Origin of the sequence: Kordia sp. SMS9 (genome assembly GCF_003352465.1) — a bacterium.
Lineage (GTDB): Bacteria > Bacteroidota > Bacteroidia > Flavobacteriales > Flavobacteriaceae > Kordia.
On sequence record NZ_CP031153.1, the window covers coordinates 1,165,971 to 1,190,546 of the forward strand.

Genomic DNA, 24,576 nt, shown 5'->3' on the forward strand with positions numbered 1-24,576 from the left:
AACTAAACTAATACTGGAAATATATCTATGATTTCCTGTTAATAACCGATAATTATGAAAAAAATTACCTTGTTATGTATGCTAATGCTGTGCTGCACGTTTGCATATGCTCAAATATTAAATCAGCCTGCCAACTGGCCAAACACCAATTGGTCGGTCACTGGAACATATAACGCAGGTGTAGATGCTTTCGAAGCTGATCCAACACTAACAGCAAATTTTGCGTACGATGATGATGATGCAGGAAATACCACTAATAATGATATAGCTGCTGAATCGCCAATTGTAGATATTACAAATGCTTTTACAGCAGGAGAAACTTGGCTTACAGTAGACCTCGCCTACAACTACAATGATAATGGTAACGATATCCTAAATATAGAGTATTGGGATGCGGACGCCGCAGCATGGGTTGTATGGCAACAATTTACAGCTACTACAAATCAGCCAAATGATAATTTCTGTACACCCGCAAAAGATGTCTTTACCAGTAATCCTCTTAATATTTCTGGATTTACAGTGACACAGCAATCAGGATTTCGTTACCGTTTGGCGTACGATGATGTTGATGGTTGGCAATGGGGCTTTTGCTTTGATTCACCAACAATCACTTCTACAACACCGCCATCTTGTATAGAAATTTCAAACTTAGCAGTTGCGAATGTTACAGAAACAGCAGCAGACATAAGCTGGAATGCAAACAGTGGAGAAACAGCATGGGAAATTGTAATCCAACCTCAAGGAACAGGGATTCCAACAGGTTCAGGAACTGCAGTTACAGCAAATGCTCCATATAATGCTACTGGTTTAACAGGAAATACTGCGTATGAAGTATATGTAAGAGCCAATTGTGGGTTAATAGATGGATTTAGTAATTGGGTGGGGCCAATCGGATTCACAACAGATAGCGCTCAGCCGCCATTGCCCGTTGGTGTAACTTGTGCCACAGGAACTTCTTCTTTTCTCTTTACAGAAGATTTTGAAAATGATCCACCTTCAGGATGGACAGGTACAGGTTTTGATGGTTCTAACGGAAACTGGGATATTACCCCTGGAGGAGCAAACTCTGGTGGCACAGGTCCTTCAGTTTCTTTCAATGGAGGAAATCACCTAGAGTATGAAGCATCAGGAAACTCAACAACAATTGCATCTGCAATCAGTCCAGTTATTGATCTGACTTCTGCAACCGACGGGGCTGAATTATCATTCTACATGCATGCGTTTGGAGATGATATTGGAACATTAAATGTTGGTATCAGTACTGCGGCAGCAGGTCCTTTTACGAATGTATATTCATGGAATGGACCATTACAAACTGCTGATACAGATGCATGGGTTCCTACTGGAATTGACATAAGTGCCTATTTAGGCCAAACAATATATGTAGAGTTTAGTTACGGAGGTACAGGAACAGGATTTGAAGGAGATATGTCTATTGATTTAGTACGTGTAGAAGCCTGTGGATCGTTCTGTATTGCGCCATCTGGTGTTACCGCATCAAATGTAACAGGAACATCTGCCGATATAGGCTGGACAGCAAACAGTGGAGAAACAGCTTGGGAATATGTAGTACAACCTGCTGGAACAGGAACACCTTCAAGTGCCGGAACTTCAGCAACAACTACAAGTATCAATGTTTCATCACTAGCACCAAGTACATCGTATGAAGTATATGTACGTGCCATTTGCGGATCAGATACCAGTACTTGGAGCATACCATTAAATTTCTCTACAACAGCAACACCACCGCCAACTCCTGTAGGTGTAACTTGTGCTTCAGGATCATCTGTGTTTATTTTTACAGAAGACTTTGAAAACAATCCGCCATCTGGTTGGACAGGAACAGGTTTTGATGGTTCCGAAGGAAACTGGGATATTGCTCCAGGGAATTCAAATTCAAATGGTACAGGTCCTTTTGCTTCTTTCAGTGGAGGAAATCACCTAGAGTACGAAGCTTCAGGAAATTCAACAGCAATTGCTTCTGCCATAAGTCCTGCTATTGATATGACTTCTGCAACGGACGGAGCAGAGTTGTCATTCTACATGCATGCGTTTGGCGCAGATACTGGAACATTAAATGTTAGTATAGGAACTGCTGCAGCTGGTCCTTTTACAAATGTATACTCGTGGACTGGAGAATTGCAAACTGCTGGTACAGATGCATGGACACCTATCGGAATTGATCTAAGTGCCTATTTAGGGCAAATAATATATATAGAATTTAGTTACGGAGCTACAGGAACAGGATTTGAAGGAGATCTGTCTATTGATTTGGTACGTGTAGAAACTTGCGGATCATTTTGTATTGCTCCTTCAAGTATAATTGCATCTGCCATTACACAAGATGCAGCAACCATTTCTTGGTCTCCAAATAGTGGAGAAACAGCTTGGGAATATGTAGTACAACCTGCTGGAACAGGAGCACCTTCGGGAGCTGGAACTTCAATAGCAACTACAAGTGTCAATATTTCGTCACTCACACCAAGTACATCGTATGAAGTATATGTACGTGCCATCTGTGGATTAGATACCAGTATTTGGGGCGGACCTTTAACCTTTACAACAGCTGTACCACCACCACCAGCTACTTTTACAACCTCAACAGTGAGTACCAGTGGTAGCCAAAGAGCCGCTGTGGATATGAATGGTGACTTTTTAGACGATGTGGTTTCTATAAGTTCTACAAATATCAATATTTTTTATCAGCAAGCTTCTGGAGGATTAAGTACGACGCCAACAAACATTACGACAACTGCTGCCGATTTTACACCTTCTTGGAGTTTGGCTGCTGCCGATTATGACAGAAACGGATTTACCGATTTACTATACGGAGGTGGAAGTGGTGTTACCTTTATGAGAGCCAATGCTACAGGAACTGCTTTTACTGAAATTTCAGGATCAGAATATGTATTCTCTCAGCGTTCTAATTTTGTCGATTTAAACAACGACGGAAACTTAGATGCCTTTGTATGTCATGATGTGGATCCAAATGTATATTATACCAATGATGGAAACGGAAACCTAACTTTTAATCAAGGTGGATTGGGAGATATTGCTGGTGGAGGAAACTATGGTTCTATTTGGATTGATTATGACAACGATAGAGACATGGACATGTTTATCGCGAAATGTCGTGGTGGTTCCTCAGCAATCAACATCAATGAAATGCACGAAAATGATGGAAGCGGAAACTTTATGGAAGTAGCTTCTGCCTTAAACTTAGCAGATCCAATTCAAACGTGGTCGTCTGCTTGGGGCGATTTTGACAATGACGGAGATATGGACGTTTTTGTAGGCGCAAGTTCAACTTCTAATGGAACGCATAAATTGATGCGAAATAACGGAAATAGTACGTTTACTGATGTAACTGCGGCTTCAGGAATATTGCCAGCCTTAACAAATATTGGAATTGAAAATGCTACGCACGATTTTGACAATGACGGAAACCTAGACATTGCCTCTAACGGAAGTATTTTATTTGGAAATGGTGATTTAACATTTACCGTATATGACAATATCCTTTCTGGAAGTAACGGTTCGTTTGGTGATTTGAATAATGACGGATTTATGGATGCCATTTCTGGGACAACCTTGTATACAAACACAGCCAACAGCAACAATTGGGTTAAAATTACCACAACGGGAGTCGCAAGTAATATTAACGGAATTGGAGCTAGAATAGAAGTAGTTACTGCCGCAGGAACTCAAATTCGCGATGTGCGAAGCGGAGAAGGTTTCCGCTTTATGAGCTCATTAAATACGCATTTTGGTTTAGGAACGGAAACTAACATTACCAACATTATCATTTACTGGCCATCGGGAACAGTTGATAACTTGGTAAATCCTACAATTAATACGCATCATATTATTACGGAAGGACAAACGTTAAGTATTCCAGATGAAACACTAGAAAAGGTGGCAATTCATCCAAATCCAGTTGGAAACATTATGAACATCAACAGTCCTGTGAATTTGGTTGGAAAAATTGCAACGATCTTCAATATAGAAGGAAAACGTGTGATGAACTTAAAACTAAAACAACATGCTATTGATGTTTCAAGATTAACCACAGGAAATTACATCCTTCGTTTAGAATCAGACGGAAAAGTATTTACACAAAAATTCATTAAGCAATAACAAATAAACTTTTAGATTGCCAAACTCCAATGCTGTATAGTGTTGGAGTTTTTTTGTTTGAAAAAGTAATGAGATATGAGTATTGAGCGTTTATCAAAGTACAGTAGCGTTTCCACTAGAAGAAAATTGCCGCGTCATGCTTCCTCACAGCGACATATCAAAAAAACAAGTTTAAACAATCTTCTCAATTACAAACGATTGATTTCTAAAGGTAATGGTGTCTCCTACTTTTTTTCCCAATAACAACTTTCCAATGGGCGTATTGGTGGCAATGGCGTAGAATTTTTGATGATTGACAGTAATTTCGCCAACGCTGACCGAAATAAAATAATTAGCCTGCGAAGTATACACCAAACTTCCCAAACAACCTTGTGAAACCGTAGATTTTGAATCAACTTTATGTAGAATTTCCTTGACTTTTTGAATTTCCAACAACTGATTTCCCAGCTTTTCTCGTTCTAGTTGCAACATCGCGCGACCTGTTTCATGTTTGTCGCCAGCCGAACTTTTGGTTTCCGATAGCATCGCTTCTTGAATGCCCGAAAAACGATCTTGAATGTTGGCTTGCCGCTCATTTACGATTTCCAAACACGCGTTGTATAAAGATTCTTTGACTGTCATACCAATGCTGCTAATTCTTTCCCAACCAAACTCCCAATAGCAACGCCCATTCCGCCTAAGCGAACGCCGCAAAATACATTGTTTGATAAGGGTTTTACAATCGCTTTTTTCTGTGAGCCAACACCCATAATGCCACTCCAACGGTGTTCTATTTCAAATGTGGTGTTGGGCAAAATCGTTGTTTGTAAAAGTGCTTCCAGCTTTTGCTGAATGATTTCCGTTTGGTCAAATTCGGTCGTTTCTTCGGTTGCAAAATCCAGATTTCGTCCACCACCAAATAGAATGCGATGGTCTATGTTTCGAAAGTAATAATACCCTTTGTCCAAGTGAAACGTTCCTTTGATGTGTAAATTCGGAATCGGTTTGGTAATCAATACTTGCGCACGCGCCGGTTTTACAGATTCATCTAGCAATTGCGACGCAAAACCATTGGTTGCAATGAGCAATTTTTTCGTAGAAAAGTCAAACTGATTGGTGTGTACATGTACTGCATTTTCAGTTTCCGTGAACCCATCAACCGAAACGGAATTTAAAATCTGAATGTGATTGGATACTGCCTTTTTCAAGAGTGATTGCATCATTTTTCCCGTATCAATTTGTCCTTCAAACTGATTAAAAATATAATGCGGCCGAATCCGTTCAAACTGAAACTTATTTTCAACTTCGCTAAAGACATTTCCATCAAAAACCGAATGTAACAATTGATTGATCGCGTCTTTTTTCGCCAAACAGGTTTCATACAGCGCTTCATCTTGTTCTGTAAACAATTCGTATCCGCCCAACGCCTGATAATCAATCGCATTGTCGCCTAAAGTTTCACGAAGTAATTGCAAGCCTTTACAGCGCCTTTTGACAAGGTTTATGACTTCTTCTTCTGAATGTGTCGTAAGATCGTCTAAAATCTCAGAGAGACTTCCAAAACAGGCAAAACCCGCATTTTTAGTACTTGCGCCTTGTGGTAAGATTCCTTTTTCTAGAATGATAATTTTTGCCGTTGGATAGTGCTTTCGAAGTTGCAACGCGCAATTCAGTCCTACAATACCGCTTCCCACAATAGTGAAATCGACATTAGTCAGCCACGTTTTGTATTCCCAATAGCTTAATTGCATAGTTACGATGTTATAATTGGCAGTAATTTAGGACCAAGATACGCATACCATAAAAATAAACTTAACACACTTGCAGGAAAAGCGATGAAAACGAGTTGTAAGCGTTCTTTTTTGCCGAATATTTTAAAGAAAATGTGAATTCCCAATCCAAAAAAGATAACAAACGGAACGAATGAAAGTACAATTTCCGTGTTGATGTATGTAATCATCGTGAGAAAATATTCAAGTTCGCTCGCCAAATAAAATGCAAAAATAACCACGTAAATCCAATAGTGTGTTTTAAACGCGTTGGTCTTTCTTGTTTTTAGATAAAGTACCAACCAAAAAAGTCCTGAAATGACCATCCGCAACCAATACATACCTCTTTTTTGAAAGATATTCGCGGTTTCTTCGTATGCTCTCAATGTCATCAATTCGTTACAGCCTAGCAACTCGCCAAAGTAATTATACGTGTAAATTTTGGTCATAATTCCATCCGTAAATAATTGATCGAATACATAAGTAAACGCGTTGTAAAATTGTGTTTTTAGTGGAAAAAATAATACAAACAGGATGAAAATAAAAAGTGCTTGTTTTGTGGTAAAAAAAGATATAATTTTTGAGATCATTCGCTTAATGTTAACATTTTCAAGATAGGACTTTTTGGTAAAATGGTATGTTAAGTGAATTGTTAAAGTGTGTGATCCCTGTTTTATTTTGATGGAAAACACGATCAAATTTGTATTTTTAGCTTGACAGAAACGACCAAATTTTATGAACATTTTTACGTTGCCCGATTATTTGACTGCTGAAACAAATTGCTCGATTCAGTTGTTTGATTATGAATCGACAACTGAACACTTGAACAACAAGATCAATCTCACCAAAAATACCTTTAGCTTTTTGCAAGAAGGGTTTAAGAAAGTTTCCACGAGTCATCAACCGATTTCCATCACGAATGACGCGTTTTTAATCATGAAATCTGGGCATTGTTTGATGACGGAGAATTTGTCGGAACACCACCATTTTTACCGAAGTATCTTATTGTTTTTTTCGGATGAAGCTTTGTTTCAATTTCTTGAGAAGCATCAAATTACCAGCAAACGCATTGCCGCTACAACGGCCGCAAAATCGTGTGTGTATGATGATTTTATTTGTTCATTTGTAAAAAGCCTGGAAGACATTCATAAGCTTCCGCAACACGTACAACAACAACTTTTACAGGTAAAGCTAGAAGAAATATTGCTGTATTTAGTCGCAACTAAAGGCCCTGATTTTTTATTGTTTTTAATTGCTTCTAAAGACGATCAAACGAGTCATTTTATCAATGTGGTAGAAAGTAATAAACTCAACAAATTGACATTGAAAGAACTCGCATTCCTAGCAAACATGAGTGTTTCCACGTTTAAGCGTGAGTTTGAAAAGCACTTTCAACAATCGCCTATTAAATGGTTTCAACAACAACGTTTGGAACATGCTGCTTTTTTATTGAAGAACGAAGCCAAACGACCTTCCGATATTTTTGAAGCGATTGGTTACGAGAATTTGTCCAACTTCGTATACGCGTTTAAAACTAAATTTGGCGTAACTCCAAAACAGTATCAATTGCAAGATTGAACTTTTAGCACTACTTTTTGAACTGACTGATTTGTGATAATTTCTTCACCATCTATACTTTTGTATTCAAATCAAATTAGTTCAATTATGAAGAAAATACACACTTTTTTAGCATTCTTTGTGTTGATGGCTACCACAGCTTTCGCACAAAATACATTTACCTTAACCAGCAAAGATTTGGGCGGACAAGCTACGAAAGCACAAGAGTTTAGTGGTTTTGGTTGTACAGGAAACAACGAATCGCCCCAGTTATCATGGGCAAATGCGCCCAAAGGCACTAAAAGCTTTGCCATTACTATGTACGATCCAGACGCGCCAACAGGAAGTGGTTGGTGGCATTGGGTAGTTTTTGACATTCCATCAAATATCAACGAATTGGTAAGCAATGCAGGAAATATTACCATGAATCTTGCTCCTAAAGGAAGCATTCAAAGCATTACAGATTACGGTAGTGCAGGTTACGGTGGTCCATGTCCGCCAGAAGGTCACGGATGGCATCAATATATTATTACGGTGTATGCTTTAAAAACAGATTCGTTAGGATTGACAAAAGATACCAATGCGGCAGTTGTTGGGTATTATTTGTGGAACAACACAATTGCGAAAGCAAGTATGGTAGCGTACTATCAAAGAGAGAAGAAATAGGTTTATATCTAAATTACTTCAAAAGAATAAAGATTAAAAGTAGCATAAAAAAAAGACAGGATTTTATACAATCCTGTCTTCGATACCTAACTTTAATGTCTAACAATGTTCTGTGCACTCTAAAAAAGTAGCACAAATAGCTTGTGGAAGTGTTTGGTTACAAACAAGACAAAGTGTTTGTTCAGACGGACTACAAGGGTCACACTCGGTTCTATTAAATGACCTTGGTGTCTTTCCTCCAATAACTGGTTTAAGGTTTGAAACTTTACTTTTGTTTAAACTTAGGTTTTTTAACTTTCTTTTTTTCATAATGTATAGTTTTAATATTAATAAATGTTAATAAGATTTGTAACGAATAGAAATTCGCTTGTAATTGACTAGATACCTATTGCATCTTCTTCAACAATTGAACCTCAAATCATTAATTGAGGTTTTTCTATTTGGTAATTTTCAAATTGTTTTAATGTTTTCATAATGTGTATTTTTAAATTCAATCAAATCTTCAAAATAAAATCTCAAAAAGAAGAAAAACGGTTCTATTAAAAATTAAACGTGTTTGTTTTTCTATTTTCAGTGTAAGCTTGGTTATTTAGCTCATAAATACTTGTTTAGCTAATTATATTTGAGTTGCTTTGTAAGAAAGGATCTAGTTTTTAAGCTAGATTTTCAGCAAACCTCTATGTATACATCACAACAACTATTCATCTTATTTTTTGTAACTCTATTCGTGTCAAGTTTGTCAACGGCTCAGAATTTAGGGTTTAAATCATATCAGTTTGATACGGACGATGGTTTGCCGAGTTCGGAGATTTATGACTTATATGAAGATATTGAAGGAAATATTTGGCTTACTACTGATAGAGGGATTGTAAAGTACGATGGATATGATTTTAAAAGCTATGGCACCAAAGATGGCTTAGCTAATCTTGTAAATTTCAGTTTTCAACCCATGAATAATAATACTTTTTGGGTAAATGGACTCGATGGTTCATTGAGCTACTGGAATGGAAGTTTTTTTGAACCTTTTGCATTTAATGAAGAATTAAAAAGTTTAAGACCTGACCAAGAAGGTTGGTTAGACTTCATTGGGCTACACGAAAACACCTTATTTTTTCAACTTATTGCATCAGACTATTGGGAAATAACTTATCCTATATATTCAATTAATACCTGTGATGGTACAACAGCTACGCACGGTGAAGAAATTCTTGATTTTCTTAACAATACAGCACCAACAGATCAAATAATAAAGAGAAGAATTAATATTGCTAAAAACCTACAAGCAGTCAAAGATTCATTAAAAACACTTAATGTTGAATTAAGGAAAATATCTGAGGTGCATTTTCAATGGAATGCTCAAAGTAAAATCAAAAATGTAAAAAATATTACCAAAGAGATCATTGGCTTATATATTGATGAAAATAACAATGAATGGATTGCTACAAAAGCAGGTGTTTTTTATTTTAAAAATGGAGACCTATCTGCTGAACCTATTATTATTCTTGAAGGAATAGGAGTTACTGTCATCTCTAAGTCTAAAGACGGTTCTCTTTGGGTCACTTCTACAGATAATGGCCTTTTTCATATTCCAAATATTACTATCAAAAAATTTAAATCAAAAGATTGGCTAGATGGAGAAACTTTTTATAAGCTAAAAAAAGCAGACAATTACTTGGTAGTAATGAGTGAAAAAGGCAGGACTTTTTTATTAACGAAAAATCAATTAAATGCTCAGGTTGATGATAATATAATCGTTGATAATTTAACTAATGAAAAAAGAAAAATCATAAGCTCATCAGTACATAATTATAAAGGCATTTTTAACATGCTTCAAGTTGAAAATAAAACTTTTCTAGTATACAATTCTACTGGATTTAATATCAATACTGATAAAAACTATATTCCTACTCTAAAATACAAGTTTCGTACATTATCGGCAACGATAGATCGTAAAAAAAATATATGGATTGCAACTACGGAAGGTCTTTTTAAGTGGAAAAACGAATATAAAAAAACAGAACCCGCTTTAGTTCCCATTCAAGGAATTCGTGATTTTAGAGTAAATGATGTAAAAATGGATAACGATGGTATTTGGCTCGCAACACCTAAGTTTGGATTGGTATATAAGAGAGATTCTCTTGAGTATACTTTTAAGCATGAAAAATTAAGTAATAAAGTACTTCAAGCTATTTACAAGCAAAACGATTCTACCTTGTGGCTTGGCTCTAATAGAGGACTTTTAAAAGCTAAATATACGTTTAAAAATAACATTCCTATTATTGAGAAAATGGATGTATATACCATAAAAAACGGACTCATATCAAACTATATTAACGATGTTTCTTTTTGGAATGATGAAATTTGGTTAGCTACCGATAATGGTCTTTGTCATTTTAAACCGTCGCAATTGTCTGTAAGTCATACTATTCCTTCATTGCAAATTGATTTTATAGAAACAGATAAAAAGCAAGCTGTACACACAACCCAGGTTACGCTTCCTCATAATGAAAATGACGTCACTATTCATTACACAGGGATTTCACATAACAAACCCAAAAAAGGGTTTTACAGGTATAAAATAAATGATAAACCTTGGGTGGAAACCAACGAAAGAAAAGTTAGTTTTTTAGATTTAAATCATGGTGAATATGCGTTTAAAGTGCAATGTCGTAGTGATAACAGCCAGTGGAGCAACACAAAACAACTCGTTTTTACCATAGAACCACATTTTTTAGAACGTATTTGGTTTAAAATTGCTATGATATGTAGTGTCTGTATTATCATTTTCCTAGTAATAGTACGCTATAAGAAGAATTGGCAGAAAAAACTTGAAAATGAAAACAGACTTAGAAAATCTGAACTCACGACACTCAGAAATCAAATGAACCCGCATTTTATGTTCAATTCGCTTACAGCAATTCAAGGACTAATTTACAAAGGAGAAAAACTAGAAGCCAATACATACATTGGTGAATTTTCTAGACTGATGCGAAAGAGTTTAGAATACTCAAAACTTGAAAACATAGTACTTGAAGAAGAAATTCAGTTTATTGAAAATTATTTAGAACTCGAAAAAAAGCGATTTAAAGAGTTATTTGAGTATCATATTATCATTGATCCAGAATTATCTAAAAGTGCGCTACAAGTTCCACCATTGCTTATTCAGCCATTGTTAGAGAACTGTATTAAACATGGGTTTCGCGGAATGGATAAGAACAAGCTAATTGAAATATCGATTCAAAAACATGAACACATCAACGATATTTTTGAAGTAATTATAAAAGATAATGGAGTTGGGTTTGATTTGTCACAATTATCAAATTCTAGCAAATCTGTGGGATTGGGAATTGTAAAAGATCGTATTAGCCTGATTCGAGAAAATCTCAACAATAAAGAAGTTGCTTTTTACATTGACAGTGAACTCGGTAAAGGAACTACCATTCGCTTATTATTACCATTAAACACCTAACATGATAGATGTACTAGTTATAGAGGACGAAATTGAAATTCAAAATTTCATTGTAAGTTTGCTTTCTACATATTGCAAAGACTTACAAATTGTAGGAACAAGCAGTTCTGTGGCAGAAGCAACATCATTAATAAAAATCAAAAAACCAGAATTGATATTCCTAGATGTAGAACTAAAAGACGGAAAAGCTTTTGATCTTTTAAATTGTTTTGATGTCAATGATTTTGTTACCATTTTTTTAACAGGATATTCAAAATATGGAATTAATGCTGTCAAATATGGCGTCAGTGATTATCTTTTAAAACCAATTATTCTAAAAGAACTTATTGAATCTGTTGAAAAAGCAAAGGCAAAAGTGAAGGAAAAACACATGCTAAGAAAATTCTATACAGATGCTACTATTGAAGAAGTTTCTGGGAAGATTTTAGTCCAAAAAATTAATAAGTTAAAGGTTCTTTTAAATTATGCTGAAATTTTAAATTGGACAAGTGAGGAAGGTTTTACACGCGTATATCTCAATGACAATCAAAGTTTTTTGTTAAATGGAACCTTAAAATCATTTTATGACAAATTGCCTTCTTTTTTTATCAAAATACACAGATCACATGCCGTAAACCTACATTTTGTGCAATCGTATGGAATGAATAGAAATGGTTGGGTAAAACTAAATAATGGAACTATATTGCCTGTTTCCTCCAGGAATAAGCGTGCTTTTTTAGCAGCAATCAATGCTTTCTCTGATTAAGAACTCATACCAATTTACATTTAAAATGGTGTTTTGGATACGAAGTTGCTTTGGCTGTATAGGATGCTGTGTATGGTTTGCAAAGCCGTAGCTACGGAAAGTATTCGCAAAGAACTAAACTGCCAAATGAACGAGTTTATAAACATCATTTTATGTGTAAATTGGTTTGGTATCAGAACTAAAAAAGCTCCTTTTCGCAATTGAAAAGGAGCCTTTTATATATAGTTTTGAGTTGAAGTTTACTCTGCTTCTGGTTGCATTTCAAAGTCTTCCATAAATTTTGTCGTATAGTTTCCAGCTACATAATCTGGATGATCCATTAATTGTCTGTGGAATGGAATTGTTGTTTTAATGCCTTCAATCACAAACTCATCCAACGCACGTTTCATCTTATTGATAGCTTCTTCACGCGTTTGTGCTGTGGTGATCAATTTTGCAATCATAGAATCGTAGTTCGGAGGAATGGAATAGCCAGCGTATACATGCGTATCTAAACGAACTCCATGTCCGCCAGGCGCATGCAACGTAGTAATTCTTCCCGGAGAAGGTCTAAAATTATTATAAGGATCTTCTGCGTTAATTCTACATTCAATTGAGTGTAAGTTTGGCGTATAATTTTTACCTGAAATTGGCACGCCAGCCGCTACTAATATTTGTTCACGAATCAAATCGAAATCAATTACTTGTTCGGTAATTGGATGCTCTACTTGAATACGTGTATTCATTTCCATAAAGTAGAAATTTCTATGCTTATCTACTAAAAATTCTACTGTTCCAGCACCTTCATAGCTAATGAATTCAGCTGCTTTCACGGCAGCATCTCCCATACGTTGACGTAAATCGTCGGTCATAAATGGCGAAGGTACTTCTTCTGTTAATTTTTGGTGACGACGTTGCACAGAACAATCACGCTCAGACAAGTGACATGCTCTTCCTGAAGAATCGCCTACTACTTGAATTTCGATGTGTCGTGGCTCTTCAATAAGTTTTTCCATGTACATATCGTCATTTCCAAAGGCAGCTTTTGATTCTTGTCGAGCAGAATCCCAAGCATCTCTCAAGTCTTCTGGTTTCCATACAGCACGCATTCCTTTTCCACCACCACCAGCAGTTGCTTTCAGCATCACAGGATATCCTGTTTCTACCGCTAGTTTTTCACATTCTTCAAAACTTTCAATGATTCCGTCACTTCCTGGAACACATGGAACGCCTGCTGCTTTCATCGTAGCTTTTGCAGAAGCTTTGTCTCCCATTTTATCAATCATTTCGGGCGAAGCACCAATGAATTTGATATTGTGTTCTCCACAAATTTTTGAGAATTTGGCGTTTTCAGATAAGAAACCGTATCCTGGGTGAATGGCATCTGCGTTGGTAATTTCGGCAGCAGCAATAATATTTGACATTTTTAAATACGATTCGCTACTTGGCGCAGGTCCAATACAAACTGCTTCGTCGGCAAAACGTACGTGAAGGCTATCAACATCGGCTGTAGAATATATAGCAACGGTTTTGATACCCATTTCTTTACAGGTTCTAATAACTCTTAAAGCTATTTCACCTCTGTTGGCAACTAATATTTTTTTAAACATCTTTTGAAATTTTAAATTTTGAAATTAAAATCTGTAACTTTTCGAGGGGTACAAAGAGTAGTGTACGTCAAGTGTTATTTAAAATTTCTTAGGATGGATCTACTAAGAATAATGGTTGATCAAATTCTACTGGAGAAGCATCGTCTACTAAGACTTTCACTATTTTTCCTGAAACTTCTGATTCAATTTCGTTGAAAAGTTTCATCGCTTCAATCACACATAAAACACTTCCTTCAGAAATGCTGTCTCCAACCTCTACAAAGTTTGGTTTATCAGGAGAAGGTTTTCTATAGAAAGTACCAATAATTGGTGATTTTATAGTAATATATTTTGCGTCATCGCTTGCTGGTGCTGCGGGAGTTTCTGGTGCTGCAGGTGCTGCGGGTTGTGCTGGTGCAGGAGCTGCTGCGGGTTGAGGCATGCCTGCCATTGGTATTTGTTGCACTACAGTTGTCGTTTCGCCTTTTGAATCGCTACTTCCAGTTTTAATGGTGATTTTTACATCTTCCATTTCAAGTTTTACTTCACTTGCTCCAGATTTGGCTACGAATTTAATTAAGCTTTGAATTTCTTTTAAATCCATGAGATAGGTTTTAGTCGTTTCTAGTTAGAATTATATGCCCATTTAAGGTAAATTGCGCCCCACGTAAATCCACCACCAAAGGCAGCAAAGATGAGGTTATCTCCTTTTTTGAGTTGTTTTTCATAGTCATGTAAACATAATGGCAACGTTCCAGAAGTTGTATTTCCATAACGTTGAATGTTCATCATCACTTTACTTTCATCTACGCCCATACGCCTTGCAGTGGCATCAATGATACGTTTATTGGCTTGGTGAGGAACCAACCATTGTACGTCTTCATTCGTCAGATTGTTGTCTTCCATAATTTTGGCGCTCACATCTGCCATATTGGATACTGCGAATTTGAAAACAGTTTTTCCGTCTTGAAATACGGTATGTTGTTTGTTTTTTATAGTTTCTTCTGAAGCTGGCAATATGGAACCTCCAGCATCAATTTTTAAGAATTCACGACCAATACCATCACTACGAAGGTATTCGTCTTGCAATCCGAGTCCTTCTTCATTCGGTTCAAACAGTACAGCTCCGGCTCCATCACCAAAAATGATACAGGTAGCTCTGTCTGTATAATCAATAATAGAAGACATTTTATCGGCTCCTATCAATAATACTTTCTTATAACGCCCCGATTGGATATAACTTGCTGCAGTAGACATTCCGTACAAAAAGCTAGAGCATGCCGCTTGCAAATCGAACGCAAAGGCATTGGTAGCTCCAATTTTACTAGCGGTATATACTGCGGTGGAAGCTACAGGCATGTCTGGTGTTGCTGTAGCAACAATAACCATGTCTATTTCCTTTGGGTCTAAATTTTTCTTTGTAATAAGGTCTTGGGCAGCTTTGATCGCTAAATATGAAGATCCCGCTCCTTCTTCTTTCAGAATTCTGCGTTCTTTGATACCTGTTCGAGTTGTAATCCACTCATCGTTAGTATCAACCATTGTTTCAAGTATCTTGTTGGTTAATACATAATCAGGAACATACGCTCCTACAGCTGTTATTGCTGCTGTAATTTTGGTCATACCTTAACGTTGGTTTGGTTTATTTTTAACAAAAATTCATTAAAAATTAAACGAAATTACTAAAATTCTCCGATAATCACGGTAAAATATGTCGTTTTTACAATTTTAACAAAAAAAACGAGCAAACAAAAAACTCTCACGAAAGTGAGAGCTTTTATGACTAAACATGTGTGTGTTATGCTAAGTTTTCTTCTGTTGTATTATCAATCAATACTTTTCCTCTGTAATATAATTTTCCTTCGTGCCAGTGCGCTCTGTGATATAAGTGTGCTTCACCAGTAGTTGGGCACGTAGCAATTTGAGGAGCAGTAGCTTTATAGTGAGTTCTTCTCTTATCTCTTCTTGTTTTCGAGATTTTTCTCTTTGGATGTGCCATTTTCTATGTTATTTATTATCCGTTAATAGTTTTTTTAATGTATTCCAACGAGGATCAATGTCCTCTTCAGTTTCTTTTTTCTCTGTACCAGGTTGTAATTCTTCTAACTTTTCGAGTATTTCCGATTGCAATGTGCCATCTTCAATACCAGGATGAATTCGTTTTGAAGGAACCGCTAACACAATCATTTCATATATATATTGTGCAACATTGATTTCATATTCGCCATGCGGAACAATGAGAATTTCTTCGTTTTCATCGTTGTATTCATGTCCAAACTTGACAATTAAGTCTAAATTTCCATCAATTGGTTGCTCAAAAGGCTCATTGGTTACATCACAATTTACATTGACCGTACCAGAAGCCGTAAAGGTTAATTCGAGCAGGGTTGCTTTTTTGTGAAATTCCAATGTTGCGTTTACGGCAGTTTCATTGAATTCATCAAATTCAAAAAGTGCAAAGAACGTATTATCAATTTGATAATCAAACTGGTGTTTTCCTTCTTTTAATCCTATAAAAGGAATTGTAAAGTCCTTTAGTTCCATCATCTTAAACATCAGTTTCGAGCGTGCAAAGATATAAATTTTTTTGTATCAACGTAAAGTTGTCAACATTTTTTTGTTTATATCTTACTTGGCTGTTTTTTTAAAGGGTTTTCGGCAATCTCTTTGTATATATTTCTGTTTCTAAAAATCTGTATGCCAGTGAATACTGCTTCTTTGAACGAGTTGTAATCTGCTTTGTTTTTTCCTGCAATTTCGTACGCCGTTCCATGATCGGGTGAAGTGCGTATTTTATTGAGTCCTGCCGTAAAGTTTACACCTTGTCCAAAAGATAAGGTTTTAAACGGAATGAGTCCTTGATCGTGATATGCTGCTAAAACCGCATCAAAGTTTTTATAATTGCTCGACGCGAAAAAACTATCAGCTGCATACGGCCCAAACACAAGTTTGCCTTCGTTTTTTATCTTTTCTAAGGTAGGTTTTAATACTTCATCATCTTCTACTCCAATAACACCATTGTCACCAACATGCGGATTGATGCCCAATACGGCAATTTTTGGTTTCGAAATTCCAAAATCCTGTTTTAGCGTATTGTATATAATGTTTACTTTCTTTTCAATCAGTTCGGGTGTAATTGCTGCAGAAACATCTTTTACCGCCACATGATCCGTTAGCAAACCTACGCGAAGTGTATCACTCACCATCAACATCAAACTATCGCCTTCTAAGTTTTCGCCCAAATAATCGGTGTGTCCGGGAAAAGTAAATTCTTCCGATTGCACATTGTGTTTGTTAATCGGTGCAGTGACCAAAATATCAATCGTACCTTCTTTCAACGCATTGGTCGCTTCTACAAACGATTTTATAGCAAACTTCCCTACTTCTTCCGTTGATTTCCCGTATTCAATCGTAATCGGATCTTTGTAGATATTGACCACATTTATTTTTCCATGTTGTGCCTTTTCTGCATTGGGAACACCATGAAGGTTCGTATGTATGTTGAAATGCTTTTTTTGAAATGATAAAATTTTGGTAGACCCAAAGATCACTGGCGTACATAATTCCAACATCCTAATATCCTTGAAGGTTTTTAAAATTACCTCTGTTCCGATACCGTTTAAGTCACCAACTGAAATTCCAACTTTTATTTTTTCCTCTTTCTTCATTTACCTAATTCAGACTTTTATTTCTTAATTTTACATGCAAATTTAACGAAATAAATAGATGTTTACAGGGATTATTGAAGAATTAGGTGTGATTACACAGTTGGAGCGCGAAAAAGAAAACCTCCACGTGACGGTTCAGAGTAGCTTAACGAACGAATTAAAGATTGATCAAAGTGTAGCGCACAATGGTGTTTGCTTGACGGTTGTTGGTAGAAATCTCGATGAAAATACATACGTTGTCACAGCGATTCAAGAAACGTTAGAGAAAACAAATTTAGGAACTTGGAACATACATGATCGTGTGAATTTAGAGCGCGCTATGAAATTAGGCGATCGGTTAGATGGACATATTGTACAAGGTCATGTAGATCAAATTGCAACGTGTACTTCTGTTAGAGAAAGTGACGGAAGTTGGTATTACACCTTTGAATACGATCCTACACTAAACAATATTACCATTGAAAAAGGTTCTATTACAATAAATGGTACAAGTTTAACGGTTGTAAATTCAGAAAGAAATTCATTTTCGGTCGCTATAATTCCATACACATATAGCCACACTACGTTTCAATATTTGGTAGTAGGTTCTATTGTAAATTTGGAATTTGATGTTATAGGGAAATATGTTGCAAGACTTCAGGGGCTATCGAAGTAATTACTTTTTCACTTTTTTCCGTATACCATACAAAAGTCCAGCAGCAAGCACACCAATGAGTCCAGCATCAATCGGGAATCCCGGTGGTGGTGGTGGTAGTGGCGGCGGAGGTACGATTTGGGCGTGTGTTTGCGTTAAAAAAGTTAACACTAGTACAACAAAACACAACAGGGTCTTTTGGTTTAATTTTGCCATAACGGTGTAAAAGTATAAAAATATAAGGTTTGACAAAATATTTTAGGTTATATCATTGTAAAAATATCCATGAAATAACATAAAATAGCGTCGAATGCACAAATTCCTTTGATTTTATGTACGTAATTTTCTTAATCCTGGATTTTAAAAAGTACAAAAATATAAAAACCTGCCACATTTCTTCCACAGTTGCATCAAGAAATCGTGTGTTTTGCAAGCGTTTCTTCATTAATTAAGTTTTTTTTAAGAAAGTTAGCCACAAGTTATGGATAAATTTGCAGCTTAACCATCAAAATGATCCCGCCAAATGCGAAATATTATACTTTCGATTCTTGGAGTAGTACTAATTGCTGGTGCGTTGTATTTTGGAAATATGATAGCCAGTGGTAAAGAAAAAAGAAAACCTATCCCTAAAAAAGTTGTCAAAACAATCTACACAGATACGGTTCAAAACAAAGTAATTCCAATTATCATTCCTGCTAATGGAAATTTAGTGGCAAAAAGACGCGTGGAACTCTATGCCGAAGTGCAAGGAATTTTTAAAGGTGGTAGAAAATTATTTAAACCTGGGCAAAAATACCGCAGAGGCGAAACACTTATTCGTATTGATGCTGCCGAATATTTTGCCAATGTACAATCGTCCAAAAGTAATTTGTACAACTCTATTGCGGCAATTATGCCCGATTTACGATTAGATTTTCCAGAAATATATCCCAAATGGCAACAATACCTCAGTAGTTTTGATATGAATAAAACCACGCCGAAACTGCCTGAAATGACTTCTGAAAAAGAAAAATACTTTATTACTGGACGTAATATTGTAACCAATTATTACAACGTTAAAAACTTAGAACAACGTTTGACAAAATATACGATTAGCGCGCCCTTTTCAGGAATTTTAACAGAAGCCTTGGTCACAGAAGGTTCTTTGATTCGCAACGGACAAAAATTAGGCGCATATATTGATGATTCTGTTTATGAAATGGAAGTCGCGCTCAGCAAACAATATGCAACTTTGTTAAAAGTAGGTGAAAAAGTAGCGTTAAACAATTTAGATCGTACAGAAAGCTTCTCAGGAATCGTTTCCCGTGTCAACGGAAGTATTGATGCTACCACACAAACACTTACCGCATACATTGAAGTAAAAGACGACAAACTCAAAGAAGGCATGTATTTGGAAGCCAATTTGAATGCAAAAGATGAAAAAAATGCCATTGAAGTCGATCGGAATTTAGTGATGGACAACGATCAAATATTTATTGTACGCGACAGTGTGTTGGATGTTATAAAAGTAACTCCCGTGTATTTCTCAGATACTAAAGCCGTGCTAAAAGATATTCCTGACGGAACCATTATTTTGTCAAAATCTGTTCCTGGAGCCTATGCAGGAATGTTGGTGAAACCTTTGACGAAAGACAAGAAAACAGCATCTAAAAAAACAGAGTAAGTCATGAGAAAACTAATTGCTTACTTTATAAAACACAGCGTTGCCGTAAATATCGTGATTGCCTTATTTGTGGTTTTCGGAATTTATGGAGCTTTTACCTTAAATTCTTCATTTTTCCCTTTGGTAGACTCCAAAAATGTAACCATCAATGTTACGTATCCTGGTGCTTCTCCACAAGAAATTGAAGAAGGAATTGTACTCAAAATTGAAGACAATCTAAAAGGATTGAACGGTGTAGAACGTGTTACATCCACTTCTAACGAAAACAGCGGTGTCATCAATGTTGAAATTGAAAAAGGAAAAGACATTGATTTTATGCTGCTGGAAATAAAAAACGCTGTAGATCGCGTGCCTTCGTTTCCAACAGGGATGGAACCTTTGGTGGTTGCCAAGCGAGAAGCCGTGCGTGAAACAATCTCTTTTGCGGTAAGTGGCGACGGAATTCCTTTAGTAACCTTGAAACAAATAGGACGCCAAATAGAAAACGATTTGCGCGGCATTGACGGAATATCACAAATCAATATCACAGGATATCCCGATGAAGAAATAGAAATTGCCATCAACGAATCAAATTTACTAGCATACAATTTATCCTTTGCGGAAGTTTCAGACGCTATCAATCAAGCGAGTTTGATTACGACAGGAGGAACGATTAAAACAAGTGCTGAAGAATATTTAATTCGCGCCAACGCACGTTCGTATTATGCGGACGAATTGTCCAACTTGGTGGTAAAATCAGATGCTTCTGGTCGCATTATTCGCTTAAAAGATGTTGCCAGCGTCCGCGATCAGTTTTCGGAAACACCAAACGCGAACTACTTTAACGGCAATTTGTCCATCAATATCAGCATTACAAGTACCAATACCGAAGATTTAATTTCTTCAGCAGAAAAAACAAAAGAATATATTGAGGAGTTCAATCAAAAATATGAAAATGTTCAATTAGATGTTGTAGGTGACCGATCTAAAACCTTGGTGCAACGAACTGAATTGTTGACCGAAAACGCCATGATTGGAATGGCGCTTGTCCTCATCTTTTTGTCTCTATTCCTAAACACACGTTTGGCATTTTGGGTAGCGTTTGGCTTGCCTGTTGCCTTTTTGGGAATGTTCATGTTGGCAGGTTATTTTAATGTTACCATCAATGTATTGTCCCTTTTCGGGATGATTATCGTAATTGGAATTTTGGTGGATGACGGAATTGTCATTGCAGAAAACATCTATCAACAATATGAAAAAGGGAAATCGCCAGAAGAAGCCGCTATTGACGGTGTGATGGAAGTATTGCCTGCTATTATTTCGGCAATCGTCACTACCATTCTCGCCTTTAGTATCTTTCTCTTTTTAGATGGTAGAATTGGTGACTTTTTTGGAGAAGTTTCAGTCGTCGTAATGCTTACGCTCATTGTATCTTTGGTAGAAGCATTAATCATTTTACCTGCGCATTTGGCACATTCCAAAGCATTGCGCATTCAAAATAAAGAACCGAAAGGATTGTTGCCACGATTGTTTTCAAAATTGCGATACATCAACACACTTGGTGACGCTATTATGAAGTGGTTGCGTGACAAAATGTACAGTCCAACATTAAAATTTGCACTAAAACATAAATTTTTAACCTTTTCATTCTTCATTGTCTTTTTAATTCTAACACAAGCAAGTTTTCAAGGAGGAATTATCAGAGGTGCATTTTTCCCAAGAATTGCTAGTGATCGTGTCACGATTACACTGAACATGCCTAACGGAACCAATGAAAAAGTAACCGACAGCATCATTTCATTTATAGAAGAAAAAGCCAAAATGGTGACCAAAGAAATCAATGACGAATATCTCGGTGAAGATTCTGAAAAGTATTTAGTAGAAAACATCATTCGAAAAATTGGTCCTGGATCGGCGGCGGCATCTTTAGAGGTAAATTTATTACCTGGAGAAGAACGCCCAAATGAAATTACGTCTGGTTTGGTTTCCAATCGTATTGAAGAAGCTGTAGGTCCTGTAATTGGTATTGAAAGTTTGGTATATAATAATGGAGGAAACTTTGGCGGACTTCCTGTTTCTGTTTCCCTTTTAGGGAATAATATTTCGGAATTAAAAGCCGTAAAACAAGAACTCAAAGAAGTCCTTAAAAACAATATTTTATTAAAAGATGTTACCGATACGGATCCTGCGGGAATTAAAGAAATACGCCTACAACTCAATAAAAGTGCGTATGCCTTAGGTTTAAACCTACGTTCGGTGATGACACAAGTACGATCGGCATTTTTTGGCGCACAGGCACAACGTTTTCAGCGTGGACAGGATGAAATTCGAGTTTGGGTGCGTTATGACCGACCAAATCGTTCTTCCGTGAATGATTTGGACGATATGCGCATCATCACACCAACGGGACAACGTGTGCCATTAAAAGAAATTGCAAGTTACAGCATTGCCCGCGGAGAAGTTGCCATCAATCACTTGGAAGGTCGTCGTGAAATTCAAGTATCTGCCGATATTAAAGATCCCAAAAAGACCAGTTCTACAGACATTATGGCTGAACTTCAAAATGAAATCATGCCTGAAATTTTATCGCGATATCCAACAGTAACTCCATCATACGAAGGACAAAATAGAGAACGTAACAAACTATTTGATTCGTTAGGTCCTGTTGGAATTACCGTGCTGATTTTAATTTACATCGTCATTGCATTTACCTTTAGAAGCTACAGTCAGCCATTACTATTGTTACTATTAATTCCGTTGAGTTTGCCAGCCGTCGCTTGGGGACATTGGATTCATGATTTCCCTGTAAATATTTTATCCATGCTTGGGATTATTGCCTTGATCGGAATTATGGTGAACGATGGGCTCGTTCTGATTGGAAAATTCAACAACAATCTGCGGGAAGGTATGTTGTTTGATGAGGCTTTGTATGAAGCAGGGCGGGCGCGTTTTAGAGCCATCTTTTTAACTTCTCTTACAACCGTTGCAGGATTGGCGCCTTTAATTTTTGAAACGAGTAGACAGGCACAATTTTTAATTCCAATGGCAATTTCTATTGCGTATGGAATTGGGTTTGCCACTGTATTAACCTTGATTGTGTTGCCAATATTTTTATCGTTTGGAAATTATGTAAAACAACAAGGAAAATGGTTGTATTACAATAGAGACATTACCAAAGAGGAAGTAGAGCGTGTGGTGCGTGTAAAACGCCATGAAGAACAACAACTTTTAAAAAAGGAACACGCTGAAGAACTTTTAAAAGCGGAAATACCAACCACAGAAAACGAACTAAACGAAAACGAAGCAAATGTACACTAAAAGTTACCTCACTTATATTTTAGTTTTCTTCGGAATCTATATGATAAATGCACAAGAAGTACTTTCGCCAGACAAAGCGATTCAATTAACCTTGGAGCATAATTACGGTATTCAGATCGCAAATAATACGGTGAAAGTTGCCGAAAATAATACGAGTATTCTAAATTCTGGCTATTTGCCAACTGTCACTGGAAATGCAGGTGCCACGTATAATTTGGACAACACGGAAGCCGAATTTTCCAATGGAGAATCTACCGTGTTGAATGCAGCAGAAAGTTCGCGTTACAATGCTTCTGTCAACCTAAATTATACACTTTTTGATGGTTTGGGCCGATTGTACAATTACAGACGACTGAAAGAACAATATCAATTATCCGAATTGGAAGCGCGTGAAACGATTGAAAACACCTTACTTCAATTATTTTCGGTGTATTATTCGGTAGCACAACTTTCTGAAAATACAACTGCCATTCAAGAAACGTTTGAAATTTCGAAAGAACGTTTGACACGTTCGGAATATCAATTTGAATATGGTCAAAACACAAAACTAGATGTGTTGAATGCAGAAGTTGACATTAATAATGACAGCATCAACATTGTCAATACAGAACAACAACTCATCAACGCCAAGCGTGATTTGAACGTGATTTTAGGAAATAAATTGATGGAAAATTTTAATGTGGACACCAACATTATCTTTTTATTTCAGTTAGATAAAGAAGATTTATGGACAAAAACGAAAGCGAACAATGTGTCGTTGTTACAAGCAAATAAAAATATTGACATTAGCTCGTTGGATGTACAATCGAACCGATCGCAGTATTTGCCAACCGTTGGATTAACAGGAAGTTATGGTTGGAATCGAAATAACAACAATGCAGCGGCATTCGTGGCAGTTTCTACCAATACAGGACTTTCGGGCGGCATTAATTTAACCTGGAATTTGTTTGACGGTGGCGGAACAATTACACGTGTCAAAAACGCAAAGATTGCCTTGGAAAATCAGCAGTTGCAAAAAGAACAGATTATGATCGACTTGGAACGCAATTTCAACAACGCTTGGGACGATTATCAAAATAAAGTGTTGATTTTTCAATTGCAGGAAGAAAATATTAAAACGGCAGAAAATAACTTTAATCGTACCCAAGAAAAGTTCAAAATTGGACAAGTAAATTCTATTGAATTTCGACAAGCACAATTAAATTTACTCAACGCCGAACTGAGCAAAAACCAAGCAAAATACAATGCAAAATTGGCAGAATTGGTTGTACTACAATTAAGTGGAGATTTGTTGAATGTGAAGTTTTGATACTAGATTTTAGACTCGCTGTCGCTGTTAGATATTAGACCGGCTTTGCCTGTTAGACTCGTTTCTGCTTTCGCAGAAATCTCTTAGAACGCTGTCGCTTTTAGACTTTTCTTTG

18 protein-coding genes and 1 pseudogene are annotated in these 24,576 nt (G+C 36.5%); 10 read left to right on the forward strand and 9 right to left on the reverse strand.

The window, feature by feature from the left end:
• The first annotated feature begins 54 nt into the window (after window positions 1–54).
• On the forward strand, window positions 55–4,137 hold the full coding sequence (locus KORDIASMS9_RS05105; protein WP_114901807.1) for a fibronectin type III domain-containing protein: 4,083 nt from the start codon (window positions 55–57) through the stop codon (window positions 4,135–4,137).
• A gap of 171 nt (window positions 4,138–4,308) precedes the next feature.
• Here the strand turns inward: KORDIASMS9_RS05105 and KORDIASMS9_RS05110 are convergent, their stop codons facing one another.
• From KORDIASMS9_RS05110 to KORDIASMS9_RS05120, 3 genes are read right to left on the reverse strand one after another with little or no spacing between them, the layout of a single operon-like run.
• On the reverse strand, window positions 4,309–4,758 hold the full coding sequence (locus KORDIASMS9_RS05110) for a GreA/GreB family elongation factor (protein ID WP_114901808.1): 450 nt from the start codon (window positions 4,756–4,758) through the stop codon (window positions 4,309–4,311).
• Window positions 4,755–5,867, reverse strand: a complete 1,113-nt coding sequence (locus KORDIASMS9_RS05115) for an FAD-binding oxidoreductase (protein WP_114901809.1) — start codon at window positions 5,865–5,867, stop codon at window positions 4,755–4,757. The genes KORDIASMS9_RS05110 and KORDIASMS9_RS05115 overlap by 4 nt, the downstream gene beginning before the upstream one ends.
• 2 nt (window positions 5,868–5,869) lie before the next feature.
• Window positions 5,870–6,475, reverse strand: a complete 606-nt coding sequence (locus tag KORDIASMS9_RS05120; protein WP_162819767.1) for a hypothetical protein — start codon at window positions 6,473–6,475, stop codon at window positions 5,870–5,872.
• A 145-nt stretch (window positions 6,476–6,620) separates the two neighbouring features.
• Between KORDIASMS9_RS05120 and KORDIASMS9_RS05125 the strand changes: the two genes are divergently transcribed.
• From KORDIASMS9_RS05125 to KORDIASMS9_RS05140, 5 genes and pseudogenes are all read left to right on the forward strand, one after another.
• A complete protein-coding gene (locus tag KORDIASMS9_RS05125; RefSeq protein WP_114901811.1) occupies window positions 6,621–7,463 on the forward strand; it encodes an AraC family transcriptional regulator in 843 nt (280 codons plus the stop codon).
• A gap of 87 nt (window positions 7,464–7,550) precedes the next feature.
• Entirely contained in the window at window positions 7,551–8,108 is a 558-nt protein-coding gene (locus KORDIASMS9_RS05130; RefSeq protein WP_114901812.1) for a YbhB/YbcL family Raf kinase inhibitor-like protein, read from the forward strand.
• A 679-nt stretch (window positions 8,109–8,787) separates the two neighbouring features.
• Window positions 8,788–8,961 (forward strand): annotated as a pseudogene (locus KORDIASMS9_RS24000) (two-component regulator propeller domain-containing protein); the annotation flags it as partial.
• A 96-nt stretch (window positions 8,962–9,057) separates the two neighbouring features.
• A complete protein-coding gene (locus KORDIASMS9_RS05135) occupies window positions 9,058–11,577 on the forward strand; it encodes a histidine kinase (RefSeq protein WP_240321134.1) in 2,520 nt (839 codons plus the stop codon).
• Between the two features lies 1 nt (window position 11,578).
• Window positions 11,579–12,322 carry a LytTR family DNA-binding domain-containing protein gene (locus tag KORDIASMS9_RS05140; protein ID WP_114901814.1) on the forward strand — a complete coding sequence of 248 codons (744 nt, stop codon included), beginning with the start codon at window positions 11,579–11,581 and terminating at the stop codon, window positions 12,320–12,322.
• Between the two features lie 239 nt (window positions 12,323–12,561).
• Here the strand turns inward: KORDIASMS9_RS05140 and accC are convergent, their stop codons facing one another.
• From accC to pdxA, 6 genes are all read right to left on the reverse strand, one after another.
• Window positions 12,562–13,911, reverse strand: coding sequence for an acetyl-CoA carboxylase biotin carboxylase subunit (accC, locus tag KORDIASMS9_RS05145; protein WP_114901815.1), 1,350 nt, complete (start codon window positions 13,909–13,911; stop codon window positions 12,562–12,564).
• 88 nt (window positions 13,912–13,999) lie between these two features.
• On the reverse strand, window positions 14,000–14,494 hold the full coding sequence (gene accB / locus KORDIASMS9_RS05150) for an acetyl-CoA carboxylase biotin carboxyl carrier protein (protein WP_114901816.1): 495 nt from the start codon (window positions 14,492–14,494) through the stop codon (window positions 14,000–14,002).
• A 20-nt stretch (window positions 14,495–14,514) separates the two neighbouring features.
• The gene (locus tag KORDIASMS9_RS05155) at window positions 14,515–15,513 is read right to left on the reverse strand and encodes a beta-ketoacyl-ACP synthase III (RefSeq protein WP_114901817.1); all 999 of its coding nucleotides are present in this window, start codon (window positions 15,511–15,513) and stop codon (window positions 14,515–14,517) included.
• A gap of 175 nt (window positions 15,514–15,688) precedes the next feature.
• Window positions 15,689–15,889 carry a 50S ribosomal protein L32 gene (gene rpmF, locus KORDIASMS9_RS05160; RefSeq protein ID WP_108115474.1) on the reverse strand — a complete coding sequence of 67 codons (201 nt, stop codon included), beginning with the start codon at window positions 15,887–15,889 and terminating at the stop codon, window positions 15,689–15,691.
• Between the two features lie 8 nt (window positions 15,890–15,897).
• Window positions 15,898–16,437: a DUF177 domain-containing protein gene (locus KORDIASMS9_RS05165; RefSeq protein WP_205318033.1), complete on the reverse strand. Its 540-nt coding sequence runs from the start codon at window positions 16,435–16,437 to the stop codon at window positions 15,898–15,900.
• Window positions 16,438–16,511: 74 nt separating this feature from the next.
• Window positions 16,512–17,558: a 4-hydroxythreonine-4-phosphate dehydrogenase PdxA gene (gene pdxA / locus KORDIASMS9_RS05170; RefSeq protein WP_114901819.1), complete on the reverse strand. Its 1,047-nt coding sequence runs from the start codon at window positions 17,556–17,558 to the stop codon at window positions 16,512–16,514.
• Window positions 17,559–17,616: 58 nt separating this feature from the next.
• Here pdxA and KORDIASMS9_RS05175 point away from each other — a divergent pair, with 58 nt between their 5' ends.
• From KORDIASMS9_RS05175 to KORDIASMS9_RS05195, 4 genes are all read left to right on the forward strand, one after another.
• The gene (locus KORDIASMS9_RS05175; RefSeq protein WP_114901820.1) at window positions 17,617–18,213 is read left to right on the forward strand and encodes a riboflavin synthase; all 597 of its coding nucleotides are present in this window, start codon (window positions 17,617–17,619) and stop codon (window positions 18,211–18,213) included.
• 502 nt (window positions 18,214–18,715) lie between these two features.
• The gene (locus KORDIASMS9_RS05185) at window positions 18,716–19,855 is read left to right on the forward strand and encodes an efflux RND transporter periplasmic adaptor subunit (RefSeq protein WP_114901822.1); all 1,140 of its coding nucleotides are present in this window, start codon (window positions 18,716–18,718) and stop codon (window positions 19,853–19,855) included.
• A 3-nt stretch (window positions 19,856–19,858) separates the two neighbouring features.
• A complete protein-coding gene (locus KORDIASMS9_RS05190; RefSeq protein WP_114901823.1) occupies window positions 19,859–23,152 on the forward strand; it encodes an efflux RND transporter permease subunit in 3,294 nt (1,097 codons plus the stop codon).
• On the forward strand, window positions 23,142–24,461 hold the full coding sequence (locus tag KORDIASMS9_RS05195) for a TolC family protein (protein WP_114901824.1): 1,320 nt from the start codon (window positions 23,142–23,144) through the stop codon (window positions 24,459–24,461). The genes KORDIASMS9_RS05190 and KORDIASMS9_RS05195 overlap by 11 nt, the downstream gene beginning before the upstream one ends.
• Window positions 24,462–24,576 lie beyond the last annotated feature (115 nt).

Coding starts and splice junctions, on each gene's coding strand:
- KORDIASMS9_RS05105 (WP_114901807.1), top strand. CDS start 55: ATGAAAAAAATTACCTTGTTATGTATGCTAATGCTGTGCTGCACGTTT.
- KORDIASMS9_RS05110 (WP_114901808.1), bottom strand. CDS start 4,758: ATGACAGTCAAAGAATCTTTATACAACGCGTGTTTGGAAATCGTAAAT.
- KORDIASMS9_RS05115 (WP_114901809.1), bottom strand. CDS start 5,867: ATGCAATTAAGCTATTGGGAATACAAAACGTGGCTGACTAATGTCGAT.
- KORDIASMS9_RS05120 (WP_162819767.1), bottom strand. CDS start 6,475: ATGATCTCAAAAATTATATCTTTTTTTACCACAAAACAAGCACTTTTT.
- KORDIASMS9_RS05125 (WP_114901811.1), top strand. CDS start 6,621: ATGAACATTTTTACGTTGCCCGATTATTTGACTGCTGAAACAAATTGC.
- KORDIASMS9_RS05130 (WP_114901812.1), top strand. CDS start 7,551: ATGAAGAAAATACACACTTTTTTAGCATTCTTTGTGTTGATGGCTACC.
- KORDIASMS9_RS05135 (WP_240321134.1), top strand. CDS start 9,058: ATGAATAATAATACTTTTTGGGTAAATGGACTCGATGGTTCATTGAGC.
- KORDIASMS9_RS05140 (WP_114901814.1), top strand. CDS start 11,579: ATGATAGATGTACTAGTTATAGAGGACGAAATTGAAATTCAAAATTTC.
- accC (WP_114901815.1), bottom strand. CDS start 13,911: ATGTTTAAAAAAATATTAGTTGCCAACAGAGGTGAAATAGCTTTAAGA.
- accB (WP_114901816.1), bottom strand. CDS start 14,494: ATGGATTTAAAAGAAATTCAAAGCTTAATTAAATTCGTAGCCAAATCT.
- KORDIASMS9_RS05155 (WP_114901817.1), bottom strand. CDS start 15,513: ATGACCAAAATTACAGCAGCAATAACAGCTGTAGGAGCGTATGTTCCT.
- rpmF (WP_108115474.1), bottom strand. CDS start 15,889: ATGGCACATCCAAAGAGAAAAATCTCGAAAACAAGAAGAGATAAGAGA.
- KORDIASMS9_RS05165 (WP_205318033.1), bottom strand. CDS start 16,437: ATGATGGAACTAAAGGACTTTACAATTCCTTTTATAGGATTAAAAGAA.
- pdxA (WP_114901819.1), bottom strand. CDS start 17,558: ATGAAGAAAGAGGAAAAAATAAAAGTTGGAATTTCAGTTGGTGACTTA.
- KORDIASMS9_RS05175 (WP_114901820.1), top strand. CDS start 17,617: ATGTTTACAGGGATTATTGAAGAATTAGGTGTGATTACACAGTTGGAG.
- KORDIASMS9_RS05185 (WP_114901822.1), top strand. CDS start 18,716: ATGCGAAATATTATACTTTCGATTCTTGGAGTAGTACTAATTGCTGGT.
- KORDIASMS9_RS05190 (WP_114901823.1), top strand. CDS start 19,859: ATGAGAAAACTAATTGCTTACTTTATAAAACACAGCGTTGCCGTAAAT.
- KORDIASMS9_RS05195 (WP_114901824.1), top strand. CDS start 23,142: ATGTACACTAAAAGTTACCTCACTTATATTTTAGTTTTCTTCGGAATC.